The sequence below is a fragment of the Methanoculleus thermophilus genome, assembly GCF_001571405.1.
GTDB classification, from domain to species: Archaea; Halobacteriota; Methanomicrobia; order Methanomicrobiales; family Methanoculleaceae; genus Methanoculleus; species Methanoculleus thermophilus.
In genome coordinates this window covers 115,639-133,792 of record NZ_BCNX01000006.1, presented here as the reverse complement: position 1 = coordinate 133,792, position 18,154 = coordinate 115,639, and the positions used below count along the sequence as shown (strand labels likewise).

22 protein-coding genes and 2 tRNA genes are annotated in these 18,154 nt (G+C 59.3%); 14 read left to right on the top strand and 10 right to left on the bottom strand.

Annotation, left to right across the window (positions count from 1 at the left end):
* The first annotated feature begins 46 nt into the window (after positions 1-46).
* Positions 47-193, top strand: coding sequence for a 50S ribosomal protein L40e (locus MCUTH_RS03895; protein ID WP_066955821.1), 147 nt, complete (start codon positions 47-49; stop codon positions 191-193).
* A 94-nt stretch (positions 194-287) separates the two neighbouring features.
* Here MCUTH_RS03895 and MCUTH_RS03890 read toward each other — a convergent pair whose 3' ends face one another.
* Together MCUTH_RS03890 and MCUTH_RS03885 are read right to left on the bottom strand one after the other, a co-directional pair.
* Complete coding sequence (locus tag MCUTH_RS03890; RefSeq protein WP_066955818.1) at positions 288-938, bottom strand: putative phosphothreonine lyase domain-containing protein; 651 nt, start codon at positions 936-938, stop codon at positions 288-290.
* Positions 939-983: 45 nt separating this feature from the next.
* A complete protein-coding gene (locus MCUTH_RS03885) occupies positions 984-1,748 on the bottom strand; it encodes a sulfide-dependent adenosine diphosphate thiazole synthase (protein WP_066955815.1) in 765 nt (254 codons plus the stop codon).
* A 138-nt stretch (positions 1,749-1,886) separates the two neighbouring features.
* Between MCUTH_RS03885 and htpX the strand changes: the two genes are divergently transcribed.
* The 5 genes from htpX (at position 1,887) to MCUTH_RS03860 (ending at position 4,754) form a co-directional block, all read left to right on the top strand.
* Complete coding sequence (gene htpX / locus MCUTH_RS03880; RefSeq protein WP_066955812.1) at positions 1,887-2,768, top strand: zinc metalloprotease HtpX; 882 nt, start codon at positions 1,887-1,889, stop codon at positions 2,766-2,768.
* Positions 2,769-2,839: 71 nt separating this feature from the next.
* Positions 2,840-2,910 (top strand) — tRNA-Gly (locus MCUTH_RS03875).
* A gap of 2 nt (positions 2,911-2,912) precedes the next feature.
* Positions 2,913-2,986, top strand: a tRNA-Val gene (locus tag MCUTH_RS03870).
* A gap of 98 nt (positions 2,987-3,084) precedes the next feature.
* Positions 3,085-3,915, top strand: coding sequence for a CPBP family intramembrane glutamic endopeptidase (locus tag MCUTH_RS03865; RefSeq protein ID WP_066955809.1), 831 nt, complete (start codon positions 3,085-3,087; stop codon positions 3,913-3,915).
* A gap of 200 nt (positions 3,916-4,115) precedes the next feature.
* Positions 4,116-4,754, top strand: coding sequence for a hypothetical protein (locus tag MCUTH_RS03860; protein ID WP_066955806.1), 639 nt, complete (start codon positions 4,116-4,118; stop codon positions 4,752-4,754).
* A 198-nt stretch (positions 4,755-4,952) separates the two neighbouring features.
* Here MCUTH_RS03860 and MCUTH_RS03855 read toward each other — a convergent pair whose 3' ends face one another.
* Together MCUTH_RS03855 and MCUTH_RS03850 are read right to left on the bottom strand one after the other, a co-directional pair.
* On the bottom strand, positions 4,953-5,618 hold the full coding sequence (locus MCUTH_RS03855; protein ID WP_201784940.1) for a DUF3795 domain-containing protein: 666 nt from the start codon (positions 5,616-5,618) through the stop codon (positions 4,953-4,955).
* A 9-nt stretch (positions 5,619-5,627) separates the two neighbouring features.
* Positions 5,628-6,128, bottom strand: a complete 501-nt coding sequence (locus MCUTH_RS03850; protein WP_066955804.1) for a shikimate kinase — start codon at positions 6,126-6,128, stop codon at positions 5,628-5,630.
* A gap of 229 nt (positions 6,129-6,357) precedes the next feature.
* Here MCUTH_RS03850 and MCUTH_RS03845 point away from each other — a divergent pair, with 229 nt between their 5' ends.
* Positions 6,358-6,537, top strand: coding sequence for a hypothetical protein (locus MCUTH_RS03845; RefSeq protein ID WP_201784939.1), 180 nt, complete (start codon positions 6,358-6,360; stop codon positions 6,535-6,537).
* A gap of 332 nt (positions 6,538-6,869) precedes the next feature.
* Positions 6,870-7,220 carry a rubredoxin gene (locus tag MCUTH_RS12100; protein ID WP_066955801.1) on the top strand — a complete coding sequence of 117 codons (351 nt, stop codon included), beginning with the start codon at positions 6,870-6,872 and terminating at the stop codon, positions 7,218-7,220.
* A 236-nt stretch (positions 7,221-7,456) separates the two neighbouring features.
* Here MCUTH_RS12100 and MCUTH_RS11550 read toward each other — a convergent pair whose 3' ends face one another.
* Entirely contained in the window at positions 7,457-8,206 is a 750-nt protein-coding gene (locus MCUTH_RS11550; RefSeq protein WP_150468670.1) for a glycosyltransferase, read from the bottom strand.
* Between the two features lie 96 nt (positions 8,207-8,302).
* Here MCUTH_RS11550 and MCUTH_RS11700 point away from each other — a divergent pair, with 96 nt between their 5' ends.
* Entirely contained in the window at positions 8,303-8,449 is a 147-nt protein-coding gene (locus MCUTH_RS11700) for a hypothetical protein (protein WP_161937568.1), read from the top strand.
* A 136-nt stretch (positions 8,450-8,585) separates the two neighbouring features.
* On the opposite strand, the gene MCUTH_RS03820 is transcribed toward MCUTH_RS11700, so the two are convergent.
* The gene (locus MCUTH_RS03820) at positions 8,586-9,455 is read right to left on the bottom strand and encodes a UbiA family prenyltransferase (RefSeq protein ID WP_066955790.1); all 870 of its coding nucleotides are present in this window, start codon (positions 9,453-9,455) and stop codon (positions 8,586-8,588) included.
* A 231-nt stretch (positions 9,456-9,686) separates the two neighbouring features.
* Here MCUTH_RS03820 and MCUTH_RS03815 point away from each other — a divergent pair, with 231 nt between their 5' ends.
* The 3 genes from MCUTH_RS03815 (at position 9,687) to MCUTH_RS03805 (ending at position 12,131) form a co-directional block, all read left to right on the top strand.
* Entirely contained in the window at positions 9,687-9,959 is a 273-nt protein-coding gene (locus MCUTH_RS03815) for an ACT domain-containing protein (protein WP_066955788.1), read from the top strand.
* A gap of 9 nt (positions 9,960-9,968) precedes the next feature.
* Positions 9,969-11,333: a PFL family protein gene (locus tag MCUTH_RS03810; protein WP_066955785.1), complete on the top strand. Its 1,365-nt coding sequence runs from the start codon at positions 9,969-9,971 to the stop codon at positions 11,331-11,333.
* Positions 11,334-11,450: 117 nt separating this feature from the next.
* The gene (locus MCUTH_RS03805; protein ID WP_150468669.1) at positions 11,451-12,131 is read left to right on the top strand and encodes a hemerythrin domain-containing protein; all 681 of its coding nucleotides are present in this window, start codon (positions 11,451-11,453) and stop codon (positions 12,129-12,131) included.
* A gap of 101 nt (positions 12,132-12,232) precedes the next feature.
* On the opposite strand, the gene MCUTH_RS03800 is transcribed toward MCUTH_RS03805, so the two are convergent.
* Positions 12,233-12,985 (bottom strand): CPBP family intramembrane glutamic endopeptidase, encoded by a 753-nt coding sequence (locus tag MCUTH_RS03800; protein WP_201784938.1) that lies wholly within the window; start codon positions 12,983-12,985, stop codon positions 12,233-12,235.
* Between the two features lie 152 nt (positions 12,986-13,137).
* Here MCUTH_RS03800 and MCUTH_RS03795 point away from each other — a divergent pair, with 152 nt between their 5' ends.
* A complete protein-coding gene (locus tag MCUTH_RS03795; protein WP_066955780.1) occupies positions 13,138-13,977 on the top strand; it encodes a class I SAM-dependent methyltransferase in 840 nt (279 codons plus the stop codon).
* Between the two features lie 49 nt (positions 13,978-14,026).
* A complete protein-coding gene (locus tag MCUTH_RS03790; RefSeq protein WP_066955777.1) occupies positions 14,027-15,493 on the top strand; it encodes an RNB domain-containing ribonuclease in 1,467 nt (488 codons plus the stop codon).
* A gap of 15 nt (positions 15,494-15,508) precedes the next feature.
* Here MCUTH_RS03790 and MCUTH_RS03785 read toward each other — a convergent pair whose 3' ends face one another.
* The 3 genes from MCUTH_RS03785 to MCUTH_RS03775 all read right to left on the bottom strand — a co-directional run bounded on the left by MCUTH_RS03785 (position 15,509) and on the right by MCUTH_RS03775 (position 18,051).
* The gene (locus MCUTH_RS03785; RefSeq protein ID WP_066955775.1) at positions 15,509-16,330 is read right to left on the bottom strand and encodes a mechanosensitive ion channel family protein; all 822 of its coding nucleotides are present in this window, start codon (positions 16,328-16,330) and stop codon (positions 15,509-15,511) included.
* 350 nt (positions 16,331-16,680) lie between these two features.
* Positions 16,681-17,607, bottom strand: coding sequence for a lactate utilization protein (locus MCUTH_RS03780; protein WP_224732712.1), 927 nt, complete (start codon positions 17,605-17,607; stop codon positions 16,681-16,683).
* A gap of 132 nt (positions 17,608-17,739) precedes the next feature.
* On the bottom strand, positions 17,740-18,051 hold the full coding sequence (locus MCUTH_RS03775; RefSeq protein ID WP_066955772.1) for a hypothetical protein: 312 nt from the start codon (positions 18,049-18,051) through the stop codon (positions 17,740-17,742).
* Between the last annotated feature and the right edge of the window lie 103 nt (positions 18,052-18,154).

The following is an 18,154-nucleotide window of genomic DNA, read 5'->3' as shown; positions in this document are numbered from 1 at the left end:
AGGACCAAGAACGAATAGTACCTATCTGATAAGTGGTGTTTTCAACATGGCGAGATTTCCCGAAGCTGAAGCACGTCTGCTCAACGTACAGGTCTGCATGAAATGCAACGCCCGGAACGCAATCCGTGCGACCCGGTGCCGCAAGTGCGGCTCGGATGAACTCCGGCCCAAGTCCAAGGAACGGAAGGCGTAACGTAACTAACGGCGGATCCCGGGTCACGGCGGGACAGGGGTCCGGTATATTCTTTTTGTCGAGAATTACAAGGTGCAGGGCAGTCTGCCGCCCTTCAAGCGGTATAATAGGTGACTTTTCTGCCCTCTTTGCTGTACTCGCCCTTGTATGTCTCGATGTTTCGCTTGTAGCCGATCCGCTCAATAAATCCGAGGTCGCGGAGCCTCTCGCGGACCCGCATCACGTCCGCAGCGTCGGCCCAGTCTTTTGTGTAGACATAGATGACCGTCCGCTCGTCGCGTGAGTCTGGATTGGGCTTGGCAGTGCTGACCTTTGCCGATATCCCGAGTTCTCCCCTCACCGTCCCGTCCCGGACCTTCCGCCACGCCTCATCAGCCTCGCTTGGGGGCACAAAGATGAGCCACTTTCCCACCTGCTCGTCATCGAGGCCTCGCTCGCCGGGTTCCGGGGCATCCTGGACGATCCAGTACATCCGGACCGTCTTAGAGGGGAGGGTCCCTTCCCCATCCCGGAGCGAGGCATAGATGGCATCGATCCCGCCGGATTGGGATCGGAGTGCATCGGCAAGAGGTGGATAATCCTCGCTGAACTTTTCGAAGATCTCGATAAGATCTGATTTAAAATCGATTCTTTGCTCGACGAGCTCAAAGAGGTACGGACCCCGGGCATGGAGCTCGCGGTTGAGGTAGACCTCAAAGATCCCATATGCGACGTCGGCCAGGGTCTCTGGATCAATCTCTTCCATACCTATTTGGTACTGTCAGGGCGGTAAAAAGAGTTTGGAAGCAGACTACCGCTCCAGACTCTCTGCAACAAGTTCTGCGGCCCGCTCTCCGGATAGAAGCATCCCGCCGAAGATCGGCCCCATGCGGCACTCTCCGGCAACGGCGTTGGCCGCCATCCCGGCGACGAAGAGGCCGGGGAATACCTCTTTTGTGTGATCGAGGATCCTTGACTCGGCACGCTCGGCCCACATGAAACTCTCGCCCTTCACCTGGAGTCTGCCGCCTTTCCGCTCGATCATACGGGCGACCACGGCGTCGTGACCGCTCGCATCGACGGTGCAGGTGCAGGCCACGGTGAGCGGGTCGACATGCAGCCCGGCCATATCGACCGGCGTCCAGTTGATGACGAGGCCGCCGACCCTGCCGTCACCCCTGATCATGACGTCTTCGACGGTGGTGAGGTTGAAGAACTCGACACCGGCGTCGCAAGCCGCCGCGGTGAGCTTCGCGACCGCTTCTACCGATTTTGCGACGTAGTAGCCCGGCTCGAACTCTTTGTAGGCGATGCCGAACCGGTCCAGAAGCCGGCGGGCCTCCTCCTGGACGACGATCCGGGGGAACATCATCCCGCCGCCCCACATTCCACCGCCGATACTGAGCTTCTTCTCGATGAGTGCACACGAGAGGCCCTTTTCACCGAGGAGCGCGGCGCAGGCAAGCCCCGAGGGGCCGCCCCCGACGACGGCGACGTCCATCTCGAGATGCTCGATGAGCGCCCGGTGGGACTCCTCAAGGATGGCCCTGCTGATGGTCACTTCGTTTAACGTCATCGTACTGTGGATCTATATCATCTCTGCTCCATAAGAACAGCGGAGTTGGGTGCCGGTTGTACTCAATATCAGTACTGGTACGGATCCCCGGAAAATCGGCGCATACCTTAAGTCATCACCGGTACAATATATCCCATCATGCAGTGGACGCGCGACTTAGGTCTCACGATGAGGATGTTCCTTACATCGTTTCTGCTCCTCATAGTCTACCTGATCTTTCTGGGCGTCCTTTCAGCCCTTGGGTTCTCCTTCGGGTTCCTCCTGCTCGTGGCTGCCTTAATGGCATTCGGGCAGTACTTCTTCTCCGACAAACTGGTGCTCTGGAGCACCAACACCCGGATCATAGAGGAAGACGAGTACCCGGAGCTGCACCGGATGGTTGAGAGCCTCGCCACGAGAGCCGGTCTCCCGAAGCCAAAAGTCGGGATCATGGCCTCTCCGGTGCCGAACGCGTTCGCGACCGGACGCAGTCCGAGCCACGCCGTCGTGGCGGTCACCGACTCGATCATGCGGACGCTCAATCGCGAGGAACTGGAGGCAGTGCTCGCCCACGAGATTGCCCACGTGAAGAACCGGGATATGCTGACTCTGACGATGGCGAGTTTCATCTCGATGCTCGCCTTCCTGATCATGCGCAACTGGATCTTCATCGGGCTCTTCAACAACCGCGATAACAACATGGGCGCGCTGATCCTGGTCTACGTCGTCTCGATCATCGTCTGGCTGGTAAGCACGCTCCTCACCCGGGCGCTCTCCCGCTACCGGGAGTTCGCCGCGGACCGGGGCAGCGCTACCCTGACGAACAATCCCCGGGCGCTGATATCAGCGCTTCAAAAGATCAGCGGGCGGATGGACTACGTCCCCGCCGAGAAGAAACAGGAAGTTGAGGGCGCAAACGCCTTCTTCATCATTCCGGCCCTCTCAGGCAACACCCTGATGGAGCTCTTCTCGACGCACCCCTCGCTTGAGAAGCGGGTGGCCGCCCTCGAGGAGCTGATGACACAGCAGCGGGGATACTGAACCCACCCCGGGTTCTCCCACCCAATATTTATTATTCAGTACAGTCAATCTATGTAGGCACAACGTGCAGTGCATCGATGGTCTAGTGGTATGACATTGGCCTTCCAAGCCAATAGCCCGGGTTCAATTCCCGGTCGATGCATGGGGCTCGTGGTCTAGTTGGCTATGACGTCGCCTTCACACGGCGGAGGTCTCGAGTTCGAATCTCGACGAGCCCATGATTTCTCCTTCTTCTCGAATTAAGCCCGGACAGCACGGCATCAAAGATCAAAAGTAAGAGTAACGTTTTTATACATTAGGCTGGTCCCGTCCCCCTATGAGACCCCAGGCCCCAGATAACAGCACTTCAAAACGGTCGCCATTCCTCTTCTTCGTGCTGGTCTACGCTCTATCCATTCCGCTCTGGGTTCTCAATGCCATCTACCCGGTAAAACTCCCCGTGGATAACCTTCCCGTGACGGATATTGTCGCTACGTTCACCCCGGCAATAGCGGCATCCATCCTTGTCTACCGGGAGGAGAGGCTCTCGGGGGTAAAGAGCCTCTTGAAAAGAGCCTTCGACTACAGGAGGATCACAAAGAAAGTCTGGTATATTCCCATCCTCTTCCTGATGCCGTTCATCTACGTGCTGACCTACGGGATAATGCGCCTCTTCGGGCTGCCGGTCCCGACGGCCTGGAGCCCGCCCCTTACTACACCTCTCCTCTTTATTGCGTTCTTCCTTGCCGCTGCAGGTGAAGAACTCGGCTATACGGGGTACGTCACCGATCCCATGCAGGCCCGGTACACCGCACTGACAGCCAGCCTCATCATTGGATTTATCCATGCCGTGTGGCACATCCCGTCGGCGGTCTCAATCGGCTACACCCCGGGGTTGTATATCTGGGGAGTGATAGTGCTCGGCGTTACGTTCCGAATTCTGACGGTCTGGATCTATAACAACGCCGGAAAAAGCGTCTTTGCAGCCATACTCTTTCATGCCGTGACCAATACGGGAAGGAGCATATTCCCGGGCAGCCGTTCGGCCTTCGAACTCTACGACGGGGCTATCGGCTACGGGCTCATCGCCATCGCGACCGTGATCGTGGTGTACTTATGGGGATATAAGACGCTGACACGATTCAGGTATGCCCGGGAAGCGGCTTAGACCCCAGGGCATACCCTCGCGCAGGGCCAGGCCCCTCAACGACATGGCGGTGCTCATTCGGGTTGAAGCGATTGAAGGGATTCCGACGCCGAGCGGAAGCCCGCATCACGCCATCTCGATTAACACTCTCGACAAATCAAGAAGTTTCCATAACCATTTCAAAACTCCTTTCATGTGGAGATGAGAACTTTGTACCGCGTATGAATAACAGAACGACACCCTACTCCGATCGCGAGATCATCAACAGGTGGGCAATCGCAGAGATCGGTCCCGGCATCTCCCGCATCCTCTCCGAAAAGGGGCTGATGCACCCGGATGCCACAAAGTGCATCGGCTTCTTCTACGTCGACCACGAAGAGGGGATCACCTTCCGCATCCACTCCCTCTGCCGAACCGAGCCCGGAAGGCCGCCCGAGATCATCGCAAACTTCGAGAACCACGGCGAGGGGCTCATACTCCCCTCCGAGGAGGTAGGTACGTACACCCTCCTCTCAAACGACGAAGCAAACAGCCTCTCGCTGCTCGAAGAACAGCGATGGCTCATCTACCACGAACCGGAGCGGCTTCGTGCGGTCCGAAACAGAGCGGACCTCGATCGGTTCAGGGCTCCGATGTACTTCGACGATGTATCGGTGATCCTTGTCTCAAAAGATCGGGAGTTACTCCCCGAAGGGGTCTGGGTCCGCCTGGAAGAGCAGTCGGACGACGGGACATCATTCCAGGGGATACTCCTGAACGAACCCTACTCGGACTTCGGCGTGCACGAAGGTGATATGGTCACGGTGCGCTTCGTCGAGGACGAGGAAGGGAGGTTCCTGGTTGCCGAGGTGGGATCGTAATCCCCCCGAATGGCCGAGGTCAGGACACCGGCCGAAAGAGGATCTCTCCTGCCGGGATGGCTCTGCTGTACAAAAGACGAAGGAAAGCAAAGAAATCCATCTATTTTTCGCACTAGGTTTACCAATCCAAGAGCCTGTAGCCGATGCACCCCACAAGAGCCTCTAGCAGCCCGCCGAACAGAAATCCAGTAACCTCACTTACTTCCTCAATTTCAATAGATAGCCTCGCCTCGAAGCGATCTCGTCGAGGATCCGGTGAAGAACCTTCGACCTCGCCCTGATATCAAGCCCCCCGGACTCTTCTTTTGCCCGGGAGAGCGCTTCCTCAAGTTCTCCAGGTTCCAGAACGGTTGCAGCGATGCAGTAGTAACTCTTCGAGCGGCCTTCGTTGAAGTTGTTCAGCATCTCCTCAAGCAACAACCCCCGCCGCTCCTGAATCTTCTGGAATTCGGATACCCCGTGCCGGGAGATGAACGAGATATCCGCCTCGAGCGTCTGGTAGCACTTGAAAGAGTCGCGTACTTTACCGGCTTCCCTGTGGTTTTTCCACTTCTCGCACGTCTCGCTCTCGTCGCACTCCCAGCAGAACTCGATCCCCCTCCTCTTCACGGCGCATCTGATGAACGGGCAGCCGACGGCCATCCTGGTCGGACTCTTGCACCCGAAACACCTGCTCTCCGCTTCAGTGTTGTACATGGGGCAGAGCCGGCAGGAGAGCCCGCAGACGCCGATCTCGGGATACTCGATATGCATGATCGTTGTTACCTGCGATATCTCGCCGGATATCTCGTACGGTAGCGCCGCGTGGGTTCTGTAACCTTCGACCACGGCACTAAGCCCGGGCTCGAAGGGGGTATCCGGCATCCCCGGATCTCACAGCGCCTCGAGCACGCTTTCAAGAACGGACTCAAGATCCCGGCCCGAACACGGGGCGGTGAGGTCGGCATACCTCTCATAGAGCGGGACACGCTCTTCGTACATCTCGCGGAGGCTCTGGCCCGGAAGGAGCAGGATCCCCCGTGTTGTGATGTTCCTGAGCCGTTTTACCATCTCGTCGTATCCGATCTTGAGGTACACGACCACCCCTATCGATTTTAAGTGCGCCATCGCAGCCTCGCTGCAGACCACGCTCCCGCCGGTCGCGATCACCGCACGGCGAGGGTGGAGGGAGAGAATCGTCTCCTCCTCGATCCGCTTGAATGCATCCGGCCCGTCCTGATCGAGGATCTCCTGGAGTTTCCTCCCGGTCCGCTCCTGGATCAGGATATCCGTATCGATGAACTGCATGCCGATGGTTTTTGCAAGGACGACGCCCACGGTGCTCTTCCCCGCACCGGGCATCCCGATGAGGACGATGTTCTTCCGATGATCCATGCTGCTCCCGGGACCCTTTATTGATATCCTTGTGGGATTTCAGGAGAGATGAAGGTTGTTTGACAAATTGTGCAGCCGTCCGACATGCCTACCGCACCCATAGCCCAGAATGTGCGTCGGGCTGTATCACAACCCTGCAAGGGAGAAGGTATTTTATCGAATATCGATGAACGGCGCTCGATCGAGCATGAGTGCAAGACAGATTGCAGGGACAATTATCGGCGCATTTATGGCTTTTCTCGGCCTGCTGTGGTTCCTGCAGGGCACAGGAATCCTCCGGATCCGTCCGATCCTCTGCATCGCAAACTGCGAGGAGATCGTCGGCCCATCCCCGTCCTGGGCAGCTTCCGGAGCGATTGTTTTCGTTGTCGGGACCATCCTCGTTGCCGTAAGCGCGAGGCGGGCCTGAACACCAGAGGCAGGCAGCTCGAAATACCTGGGCGCAACAGGAAACCCCTGATCGAAAAGACGTCATGAACTGCTCGTCCGTCCGGCCACCGGGTTCCTGACGGAGCCTTAGCGATGCGAGGGTGCGCTGGCCGGACAGGATTCAGGCGCACCTGAACCGTCGGCCCGAAGAGGGTGATCGCCTTCCCGGGCGAGGTTGAACGAAGTGAGGTATCGGGCGGGGTCGGCAGTGGCTAGTGCCCGGCGCTGTTCTTCTCTGCCTATACATAGCTTTATCATAACCTTTGCCATATGCGAAGTCGTTGTATCCAGAGCGATACAGAGGAGAGGGCTATGGGAAAAAAGGCTCAGCCGTATAAATGTGTTGTGTGCGGGTACATCTATGACCCCGAGCGGGGAGAACCGCACCAGAGTATCGTACCAGGGACTGCGTTTACGGACCTTCCTGCTGACTATGCCTGCCCGGTATGTGGAGCCGGAAAGACCGCCTTTGAAGCCCTTGCTGCGAGGTCAGGGAGGTATCTGTGCGTCGTCTGCGGTTACATATACGATCCCGAACGGGGAGAACCCAAGAACGGCATCGCACCCGGCACTGCGTTCCAGGATTTGCCGGATGATTATATCTGCCCGGTCTGCGGGGTCTATGCCAAGGTTGGCAAATCTGCCTTCGTTGCAATGGAATGATCCATCAGTTTAACTATTTTTAGAATTCATCAGCTGGATGCGGCGAAAAATCCTGTCAAAAATGCCTCTTTTGTAAAAAATGTAGATATCATCGCTGAACCGCTCGATGGCCGCTCTCGGGTTCCCGTTGCTGTCGTAAGTGTTCGTCCTGAAATTCACAACGATAGGGAGGCGCTCCCGGAGACGGGTGCCGGGCCGCCAGAGCAAATTCCAGAGGCGGCCGGCACACCAAAAAATTATTTCCCGAATCGCTCCGGGAACTGCTGCACAATCCCATCTGATAGCGTATCCGAGAGATCGAGAATTTGATCGTAGATCTCATCGTAGGCTTCGATATCAGCGGTGTAGTTTCCATTTACGCGTGCAACGACTTCATCGTTCGTCATCGCCAGGTGCATGTATAGCGCTTCCCTTATGGCCGATTCTTCGAAGTATGGATTCAGATCAGCAAGGAATACAGCGATCTCATCTGCATTCTGGTTCCACCGCGCCGAATCGGCTTCCACCTGTGATGTGTTCTCCGCCTTCACAGCCTCAATGATATCAACCGCAATCAGGATATGCTCCTTTAGCAATGCGGTCAGGTTATCCCCGGCCTCCTCTCCGTAAAAGGGCTTGATGGCATCGCCAATATCCTCCTGATTCGAGAGGAGCCGTGCTGCGGTGGCATTGGTATCCGGAGCGTCCTCAAGCGATGATATGATGTACATACGTGTCCAGACAACATGCTCGGTCCATAGCTTGTCCATGGCTGTCCTGAGTTCGAACTCCTCCTGGGAATAGACCAATGGGGCGGTAGTATTATTCATTACAGAAGGTTGTGTCTGCTGCGCCGCCACACCGGATGTAACAGCCAGCAGGGCAAGACAAACGCAGACAAACCCTCTCAAAATAACTCTTTTCCTCACAGCGTGATCCCCTCCTTTGAGAGCGTGCCCATAACACGCCGGATATTTATGCCTATCTGAGGCGGTGCCGTGTTGCATAAATCCAGTCCTCTGACCCAAACATAGAGGATGCCGGATACGTTCGCACGCTTTGGAGCCGGGTATCGCCCTCTGCTCGACAGGGTGGCGCCTGGAATGTTCGAACAGGCGATTATCGATGCCGGGACCTCGTTCGAGCTGGAAGTGCAGGCACTGCTGGAATGGAGGTTTGGCGAGGCTGAGGCAGAGCGCATCACACAACCGGCTCTCGCCGTCATCGGCAGCAAAACGAGATGCGTTTAGGGGGAGGGACACCAGCGGCGTTCGGCCCCGGCACGGCCGCACACGCGTTCGCCGCAGACGAGCTGGTCAACTCAAAGAGCAGGAGCCCGCGTTCGGCTAAGTTTGCAGCCCGGGTTGCTGTCAGTTCCGGAGGCTCTCAGGAGGGCCCTATAAGGATCCGGTAAATAACCAGCGCAATCACGAAGGCTCCCCACGAGAGATAGAGCCGCCGGACCTGCATACGGCCCTCTTCGATTGAACGGTCCGTGAGAAGACGGACGGTGCACCGGATCATCCAGAGATCCAGGATGACGGCAAGGAGCAGGTACCCGTACCCGAACCAGCCGGTGAAGAAAGGAACCAGGGTCAGCAGAAAGAACGTTGCAAAAAGGATGCCTGCGGTCCGGAGCGCGAACTTCCTGCCCCTTGTCTTCGCAAGGCTCTGCGAGGCTTGCAGGCTATCTCCTTCAAGATCCATGGCATCGGACGCGATCTCCTCGCCGAGGTCGAAGATGAATGCCAGGACCCCAAAGAGCAGCACGGGGCCGCTCACCGCCCCTACCGTTATCCCCCCGGTAACGATGGTCATGCCGACGCAGAATGCGACGACAAGGTTGCCTGCGAGGCCGTAATCCTTTATTTTGACATTGTAGAGTAGCGAAACAAACCAGAGGAGAATGACAAGAGCCAGCACTGAAAGACCGAAGAATGCAGTGGCAACAAGCCCAAAGAGGGTGGAGATAGAGAACAGGCCCCAGAGTTCGTGTGTGGTCACCCTCCCCGAGGGAAGAGGGCGGTCTCGCCGATTGATCCGGTCGACTTCCCGGTCGAAATAATCGTTTGAGATATTTGCTGCCCCTGAAATGCAAAAGAGCATGATAAAACCGGCAAGGGCCATCTCCGGCGGGGGCATCATTCCAAGGGCAAGGACCAGTCCGGCCACGAGGAAGAAACCGGCACCAAAGGCCAGGTCAAGCCGTATCAGTTCGGCAAATGCCCGCGCCTTTATTCCGATGCCGGATACCATACGAGATACTGATCCGCTGCAAACGTATTTGGACTATTCTCCGGGGATCGGGGGGCCCAAAATGGCAACTGCAATCCCAGGCGGTCAGGTGATGATCTCGGATGCGAGGAGTGGTCGGCCCAAAGGAGTAACCATACCTCCTCAGTTTCAGGGAGGGCCGACCAGTTCCTTCCATATTGTTAGAACTGGATTAATCCCTGGGGAGAGCCAATACCATAACAGGGCAAGAGCATGAGTAAGACTATCATTACTGTCGTCGGAAAGGACGCCATCGGGATCATCGCGAAGGTCTGCACCTACCTCGCCGATAACCAGGTCAATGTCGAAGATATTTCGCAGACGATCGTCCAGGGCTACTTCAATATGATGATGATCGTCGATACAAGCAGGTCGTCAAAACCGTACGCCGAGATGGTGACCGAACTCGAAGAACTCGGCGATGCGATCGGGGTCAAGATCCGGTGCCAGCGGGAAGAGATCTTTACGAAAATGCACCGAATCTGAGGTATCGCCATGGTCACGTTCTTTGAGGTGAACGAGACAAATCAGATGATCGAGCAGGAGAAGCTCGATGTCCGGACGATCACGCTCGGCATCAGCCTCCTCGACTGCTGCGACGCCGATCTCGACACCCTAAACCAGAATATATACGAAAAGATCACCCGGCTGGCAAGAGACCTCGTCTCGACCGGGAGGGAGATCGAGATCGAGTACGGGATCCCGATCGTGAACAAGCGGATCGCCGTGACCCCCATCGCACTGGTCTGCGGGCGGGCCTGCGAGACTCAGGAAGACTTTGTAGAGGTCGCAAAGACGCTCGATCGGGCTGCACGGGACACAGGGGTGAACTTCATAGGGGGTTACTCGGCGATCGTCTCGAAGGGCATGACCCCGATCGATGAAGCCCTCATCCGCTCGATCCCGGCAGCCCTCGCCTCGACCGAGAGGGTCTGCAGCTCGGTCAACGTCGGCTCGACAAAGACCGGGATCAACATGGACGCCGTGAAACTGATGGGGGAGATCGTGCGGGAGACGGCCGAGGCGACGAAGGAGCAGAACTCCATCGGCTGCACGAAACTGGTCGTCTTCTGCAACGCCCCCGACGACAACCCGTTCATGGCGGGAGCGTTTCACGGGGTCTCCGAGGCGGACGCGGTCATCAACGTCGGCGTGAGCGGCCCGGGGGTCATCAAGCACGCGCTCGAGAGCGTCCGGGGAGAAAACTTCGAGGTCCTCTGCGAGACTGTCAAGAAGACGGCCTTCAAGGTCACCCGCGCCGGGCAGCTCGTCGCCCTGGAGGCCTCGAGGCGGCTCGGGATCCCGTTCGGGATCGTCGACCTCTCCCTCGCTCCGACACCCTCCGTCGGGGACAGCGTCGCCGGGATCCTCGAGGAGATGGGGCTTGAATCGGCCGGTGCACCGGGGACGACGGCCGCGCTTGCCCTCCTGACCGACCAGGTGAAGAAGGGCGGGATCATGGCAAGTTCCTTTGTCGGCGGACTCTCGGGTGCGTTCATCCCGGTCAGCGAGGACCAGGGGATGATCGATGCGGTGAACCGAGGCGCCCTCACGCTCGAGAAACTCGAGGCGATGACCTGCGTATGCTCGGTCGGCCTCGATATGATCGCGATCCCGGGCGACACACCTGCCTCGACGATATCCGGGATCATCGCGGACGAGGCCGCGATCGGGATGATCAACAATAAAACCACTGCTGTCAGGCTGATCCCGGTGATCGGGAAGAATGTCGGCGATATCGTCGAGTTCGGGGGGCTTCTCGGCCGCGCACCGATCCAGCCGGTGAACAGGTTCGGCTGCGCCGACTTCATCAACCGCGGCGGACGGATCCCCGCACCGGTTCATAGCTTCAGGAACTGAGTGGCGGGGAGAGTCAATCTCTTTTTCTCCAATTTGGTGACGGCATACGCAGACGGATGCCGAACCCATGGTTTTAAGGCGTATGCACTCAAGGGAGGTCACCCCGGGGTGGCAAAAATGGTCCGGCAGACCGACCTGTACACATCAATTCACAAAGCCCACCGCTATGCTCTCTACACGATGGCAATTCAAGCCGGGAGGACCGATTATAGCGAGGAGAGTTCATTGGAGAGGCTCAACGACCTCCTTGCGGCGTTTCGAGAGCAACTCCGGATCCATATAGAGGCTGAAGAGACGTTCATCCACCCCCTTTTGTCGAGGCGGATTCCAGGAGGGGCGAGAGATCTGGAGGAAGAGCACCGCCTGCATTCCGAGCAGTTCGAGAACCTGATAAATCATTTAGAGGAGATCAGGGCCCTGCCTGAAGACTTCGAGAGGCTTGGGGAGATAGGTCTAGAGCACTACCGGGCCTTGAACAGGTTCATCGCAGGGTATCTCGCCCACCTCGATAGAGAGGAAGAGGATATTCAGCCCGCGTTGTGGAGGCTGGCCACCGAGGACGAACTGCTGGGAGCTCTCGGTGGCTACCTGAGCGGCATGCGGGATATCACTCCAGAAGATGCCGGATATCTGCTCAAGATCATGGTCCCGGCATACGATCCTGACGAGCTCCGCACAGTCTTTGAACGAGCGGAGGGCGCCCCGAAAGAAGCGAGGGAAATGCTCTATGCACTTACAGAGAGCATGCTGAGCACCAAGGAGCTGGCGGCCGTTAAAAAGCGTTTCGAGGAGAGATAGCACCCCGTTCAACCCTAGACCCATCCCGCCAGGCGCAATGCCGAGAAGGCGAGGTAACCGATTCCGGGTGCCGGTGGATATTACTTACTCCACGGGTCAGCTCAGCCATACCAATAACGGGCCAGGGTCTCTGGACCCCACAGGAAGACCACAACCGCGGCCATGAGAGCCAGGATGGGGCCGACCAGGACGGGATCATACCGGAAGCCGTAGTCGGGAACCGAACCCATGTTGATCATGGCATGGAAGAGGATCATGCCAAAGACGCTTCCCCCGGTGTTATTGTAGATCCAGACCATGAGGACGCGTGCCATCACCGTCGCAAGGCACTGGCCCGCCACCCAGAGGGGCGGATGCAGGAGGGCGTAGGGTACGAGGTGCCACAGGGCCCAGACCGCCCCGAGGATGACGCCCGCAGGGAGAGCACCCCACCGCTCCTGCAGCGGATCGAGGGCGTATCCCGACCAGCCCACCTCTTCACCGATCGCGAGGATGAAGAAGGCCACAAAATAGACGGGTATCATCAGGAGCGGAAACTGCAGACGGGGGATGGATTCGCCCATCAGTCTCATCAACCCATACTGCAGGGCCATCGCTGCCGGCATCAGGAGAAGGATGGGGATGTACCAGACCTTTCGCCGGATCCTTCTGTAATCAAAGGTTCTCTTCCACAGGCGCCGCACACCGCTCAACCCCTCCTCCCGGCTGGTGAGGATCGAGGCCGCGATGAAGGGATTAAAGACCATGAGAAGGCTGTACGGAGGAACGAGACGGAGCAGGTATACGGGAAGGGAGAGCAGAAAGACCAGCAGGAAGAAGAGCTCCACAGACCTCGTTCTTCTGGCAGTCTTCATCGGCACCACTGTCCTGCAAGGAGCGGTTCACCCTACATAAGGCTACTCCCGCCAGGATGATCGGCCGGCATCAGCCCGGTACGGGGGCTGCTCTGTGGCCAGAGAGGGACAGATCCCGAGTGTTTATGCCGCTCCGGGGAGAGTGAACATTCATGCATCGGATCATCGACTGGAACGAGCTCTGGAAGGCAATATACTCAAGCTCGCCCGAACGCGTCGAGAAAGGGCGCGATCCCGCAGCCCACTGGGACAGGCGCGCCGCATCCTACCAAAGGGTCAGCCGCGACGAGAAAGAGGCGACCAAGCAGGAACTCGCGATCCTTCGGGTGCGGCCGGGCGAGACCGTACTCGATGTGGGCGCAGGAACCGGGAGGCTTGCCGTGCCGATCGCCCGGACCGCCGCCCATGTTACGGCACTCGACCCCTCGGAGGGGATGCTCTCCATCCTCCGGGAGCGGATGGCGGCGGAGGGGCTTACAAACTACTCCACGGTCACGATGCGCTGGGAGGAGACCGTGATCGGGAGGGACGTCGAGCCGCACGACGTCGTCATTGCGGCGTTCTCACTCGGGTTCTACGATCTTGCAGCAGCTCTGGAAAAACTCGACGCTGCGGCCCGCCGGGCGGTCTACCTCTTCTGGCACGCAGGCGAGTGGCGGGGCCCCGAGGAGATGGCGCTCTATCGAGCGGTCTTTGGGGAGGAGGCGGCTGCCGGACGGGGCTACCCGGACTATATCTACCTCGTCAACATCCTCCACGACGCCGGGATCTACCCGAACGTCCGGATCTATCACGCCGTCTGGGATGCGGTCTACGACTCCGTCGAAGAGGCCGCCCGGACCTGGGCGGCGATGCACAACCCAGGGATGGAGGACCTCTCGGTGGTCGTGGACCACTTTGGCCGAACGCTTCGCCGGACCGAGTCCGGGAAGTACGTCGAGAGGACCGTCCGGCCGACCGCGGCGGTCTGGTGGGAGAAAGAGGTGGGGTGACCGGGCGCACTTCATCTCCTATATATGCCATAAAAGAGATCTTCACACGATGCAGGACCAGCCCCCCGTCAATCTCAAGGGCATCGCGTGGACGGCGATGCAGCAGTACGGCTTTGCCCCGGCATTCCCGCCGGCTGTCCTCCGGGAAGTTTCCGCTCTTAGCGAAAAAGCGCCTTTTGACCCGGGCGGCAATCTCCGGGATCTCCGCTCGCTCCTCTGGTCCTCGATCGACAACCACGACTCCATGGACCTTGACCAGATCGAGGTCTGCGAGGAGGGGCAGGGTGGGGAGATCCACGTCCGGGTCGCGATCGCCGACGTCGACTCCCGCGTCCCGAAAGACTCGGCGACCGACCGGCACGCCGCCCACAACGGGACATCGGTCTACACCGGTGTGACGACGTTCCCCATGCTCCCCGACCGGTTCTCGGCCGACCTCACCTCGCTCCTCCCCGGCCGGGAGAGACTGGCGATCGTCATCGAGTATACCGTCCTCCCCGACGGGAGCACGAGACCCGGCGAGATCTACCGGGCGATCGTCGCAAACCACGCAAAGCTCGTCTACGAAGAGGTCGGCGACTGGCTGGAAGGGAAGGGGCCCGTCCCCAGCACAGTCGCAGAGACGCCGGGCCTCGAAGAGCAGATCCTCCTCCAGCACGAGGCTGCGGTACGGATGAGGAGGCGCCGGACGGAGAGGGGGGCGCTCGCCCTCGAGACAATCGAGGCAGAACCGCTCGTGGTGGACGGCCAGGTCCGGGGGCTTGTCGTCCAGGAGCAGAACCTTGCCCGGTGCCTCATCGAGGAGTTCATGGTCGCGGCAAACGGCACCATAACCGCATTCCTGAACGGTGCCGGTCTACCCATGATCCACCGGGTCGTCCGCACACCGAAGAACTGGGACGGGATCGTCCGGGAAGCGGCGGATCGCGGTGAGGCCCTGCCGGCTGAGCCGGACGCTCGAGCGCTCACCAGGTTCCTTCTCCGGCAGAAAACAGCCGACCCCGACCGCTTTCCGGACCTCTCTCTTACGGTCGTGAAACTTATGGGGGCAGGGGAGTACGTCGCGTTCCGGCCCGGCGACCAACCGATCGGCCACTTCGCCCTCGCCGTCACCGACTACACCCACGGCACCGCCCCGAACCGGCGCTACGTCGACATCATCATCCAGCGGCTGATCAAATCGGTCATCGAGGGGGATGAATGCCCGTATACCGGTGAAGAACTCGACGACCTCGCCCTCCACCTCACCGACCGGGATAAGGCATCGCAGAAGGTCGAACGCTTCGTCCGGAAGGCTGCGGCCGCAGTCCTCCTCCGGGAGAGGATCGGGGAGACGTTTGAGGCGTTCGTCACCGGGGCTTCGGAGAAAGGAACCTACGTTCGGCTGATCGACCCGCCGGCCGAGGGAAAAGTGGTCCTCGGCGAGCAGGGGCTCAGGGTCGGGCAGAGGATCCTGGTCCGCCTGCTTTCGACCGACCCCTACAACGGTTTCATCGACTTCGCACGCACCCGGTGAGGGGGAAAGGAGGGCCTATTCTGCCCCCGTCAGGTGAACGTCCAGTTGCGGGAAGGGGATCTCGATGCCGGCCTCTCGAAACGCCCGGAGGATACCGCGGTTTAAGTCCCCCTGCACGCCCCCCACATCGGACGTCTTCGTCCACGCCCGCAGAGCAAGGACCACCGAAGAGTCGCCGAGTTCTGTGACGACGACCGCAGGTTTCGGCGACGGGAGCACCTTCTCGTGGGCCGCCGCGAGATCGGTGGCGACCCGGATTGCCGTATCGAGATCGCTGTCATAGGCAACCCCGACCTTGACCTCGACGCGGCGGGTCTCCATCCTGGAGGAGTTGATCACAGGGTTTCCCCAGACAAGGGAGTTCGGGATGGTGATGTAGGTGTTGTCGGGCTTGAGCAGTTCGGTCGCCAAGATGCCGACCGAGACTACTTTGCCGGATATGCCTTTGACCTCGACGAACTCATCCTTATCGATGGGGCGGAATGCCGCAAGCCAGACCCCGGCAGCGAGGTTGTTGATTGAATCCTGGAGGCCGAAACCGAGGATCAGCCCGATCACCGCCGAGAGCCCGAGCACCATGGAGGAGATGTCAACCCCTAACGCCGCAAGGACGATGAGGGCGAGAATTACATAGAGCAGGACCGAGAAGAACCTGGCCAGGAACTCGACGACCAGGCCGGGGAGGTTTGACGCCCGCGAGAGCGCTGTTGTGAAGGTGGACGTGAGCACCTTCACCACAATCCATCCGATGATCGCGACGAGTATGGCAAGAACAACCCTCTCAAGCGTGATACTGGAGAGCGGAACAGTGAAGTCGAGGATCTCTGCGATCTCCATGATCAAACTGGCACGCGTGTTTTGATATACCAAACCCGAAAAGATGAAAAAGATCCGCCGCTCATCGGGTCCAGCGTGACCGGGATGAGGGATGGGCCACCTCCGTTCACCACGATGCCGCCGCTCAAAGCCGTCCGCCATCTCCGGTGAGGGCGTAGGGAGTTTGGGAGTAAACGGCGGCTGGAAGTTTCACCGCTCGGCTCCAGAGTCCCGGCGCGCCTCAATCTTCTCTCGCGAAGATCTGCAGGACCACGAGGAGAGGGAGGGATGCGGTTGACCCAAAAAAGGGTGGTCGGGCAAACGCCTGTCATGAGGACGTCGATCCTCTCCCCTGGCAGGACGGCCGGATTTCAGTACCCGAGCGGCTGGCGGATCAGGATGAGCGTGACTCTCCCGTCGGTCTCCTCACGGTCGAGGATGACGTACTTGCCGATATAACTCCCGATCCCGTAGGCACGCTGCGCACGCTGGTTCTCAAGCGGCAGGCAGTACTCCCGGCACCGCCGGAGGGCGTCCTCAAGGGTCGGCACGATCTTATTTGCCCCCGAGACGAGGACGAGGTGTGCCGCCGCGTGAGGCCAGGCCCCCGTCCGGCTCCCGGTCTTGTCGCACGCGACGAATTCCCCGGTCTCTGCGATCGCCTGGACGCCGGAGAGGAAGTACTCGGCCGCGACGCTCTTTCGGCGGAGTGCGTGCCGCTTCTCGGTGTCGTTCTCGGCCGTGATGACCGCATGGTAGTCCCGCCACCCTTTCGGGTTCTCCTCAAGGACCCGGTCAAAACCCATCTCGATCAGGGTCGTCGAGTAGCCGTTCATGACCTCGGCCCCTCCGGGGATCAGGTCAATGACCGCTTGAAGCGCCTCATCTGCCGTATCAACAATAATCACCCTGATGTTTCGTGCTTCAATCGCTTCGACCGTCCTTTTGATCGTCGCCTCATCCGGGATCCGGTTCCACCGTTCGGCGTCCACCCCGGCATCCTTCAGCAGGTTGACTGCGCTGTACTCCGTGGGTCTTTCCATCTGCTGCCCAGCAACATTCACCATCCGATCACCTGCGGAACGGGGGACGTCATCCCACATATACCTCTCGATGGCGCGGGCAGCCTTGTGAACTCTCCGGCCGTCTCGATACCTGGAGTGGAACTGCTGTCCGCATCTACCTTGCGGGATATCCCGGACGAAGCCGGGAGGGGCGGCACCCATCCGTACTGGAGGGTTCAATAGACAGGTCACGTTCGCGATCATCGGGGTCTCCATGGTCGGGGTGGTCTCCATGCTCCTCAACGCCAGGAGACTCTGAGGATGACGCGCCGTCCTCTCAGGGCATCCTCGGGTCCACGGCAGGGTCAAAAGCGCTACCGTCGAGCCTGCGTACTTAAGAGATCCAGACAGCGCACCTAAAAATGGTCAGGGAGTCGGTGCGGCCTTGACAGCCGCCTCTTTCTCTTCCATCGGCTCGCTGTCCCAGATTATGGGGCTCTTCATCTCGGTCATGATCACCCGTGAGCCGGGAGGTACCCGGATCGCATCACCTATATCCTCCGGGGCCCGGGCCCAGACGATCTGATGCCTGACATCCCCATCGGGCAGCAGCACAACGACGCTATAGGTGTTCATACCTTCCTCGGGAACCTCTTCTTCCCCGGGGGTGATGCGGTAGCAGGTAAACGTGACCGGTCCCGCCTCTCCTGCCATACTCTCTTCTGCTCCACCTCGCATACGCGTTCCTCCATCGCCCGGGCGTGCGCGGACCACCGCGGTTTCGCACGACCTCAACGGCATCGGCCGGGGATCCCGCTCACTCCCGGGAGTCACCCTCTCT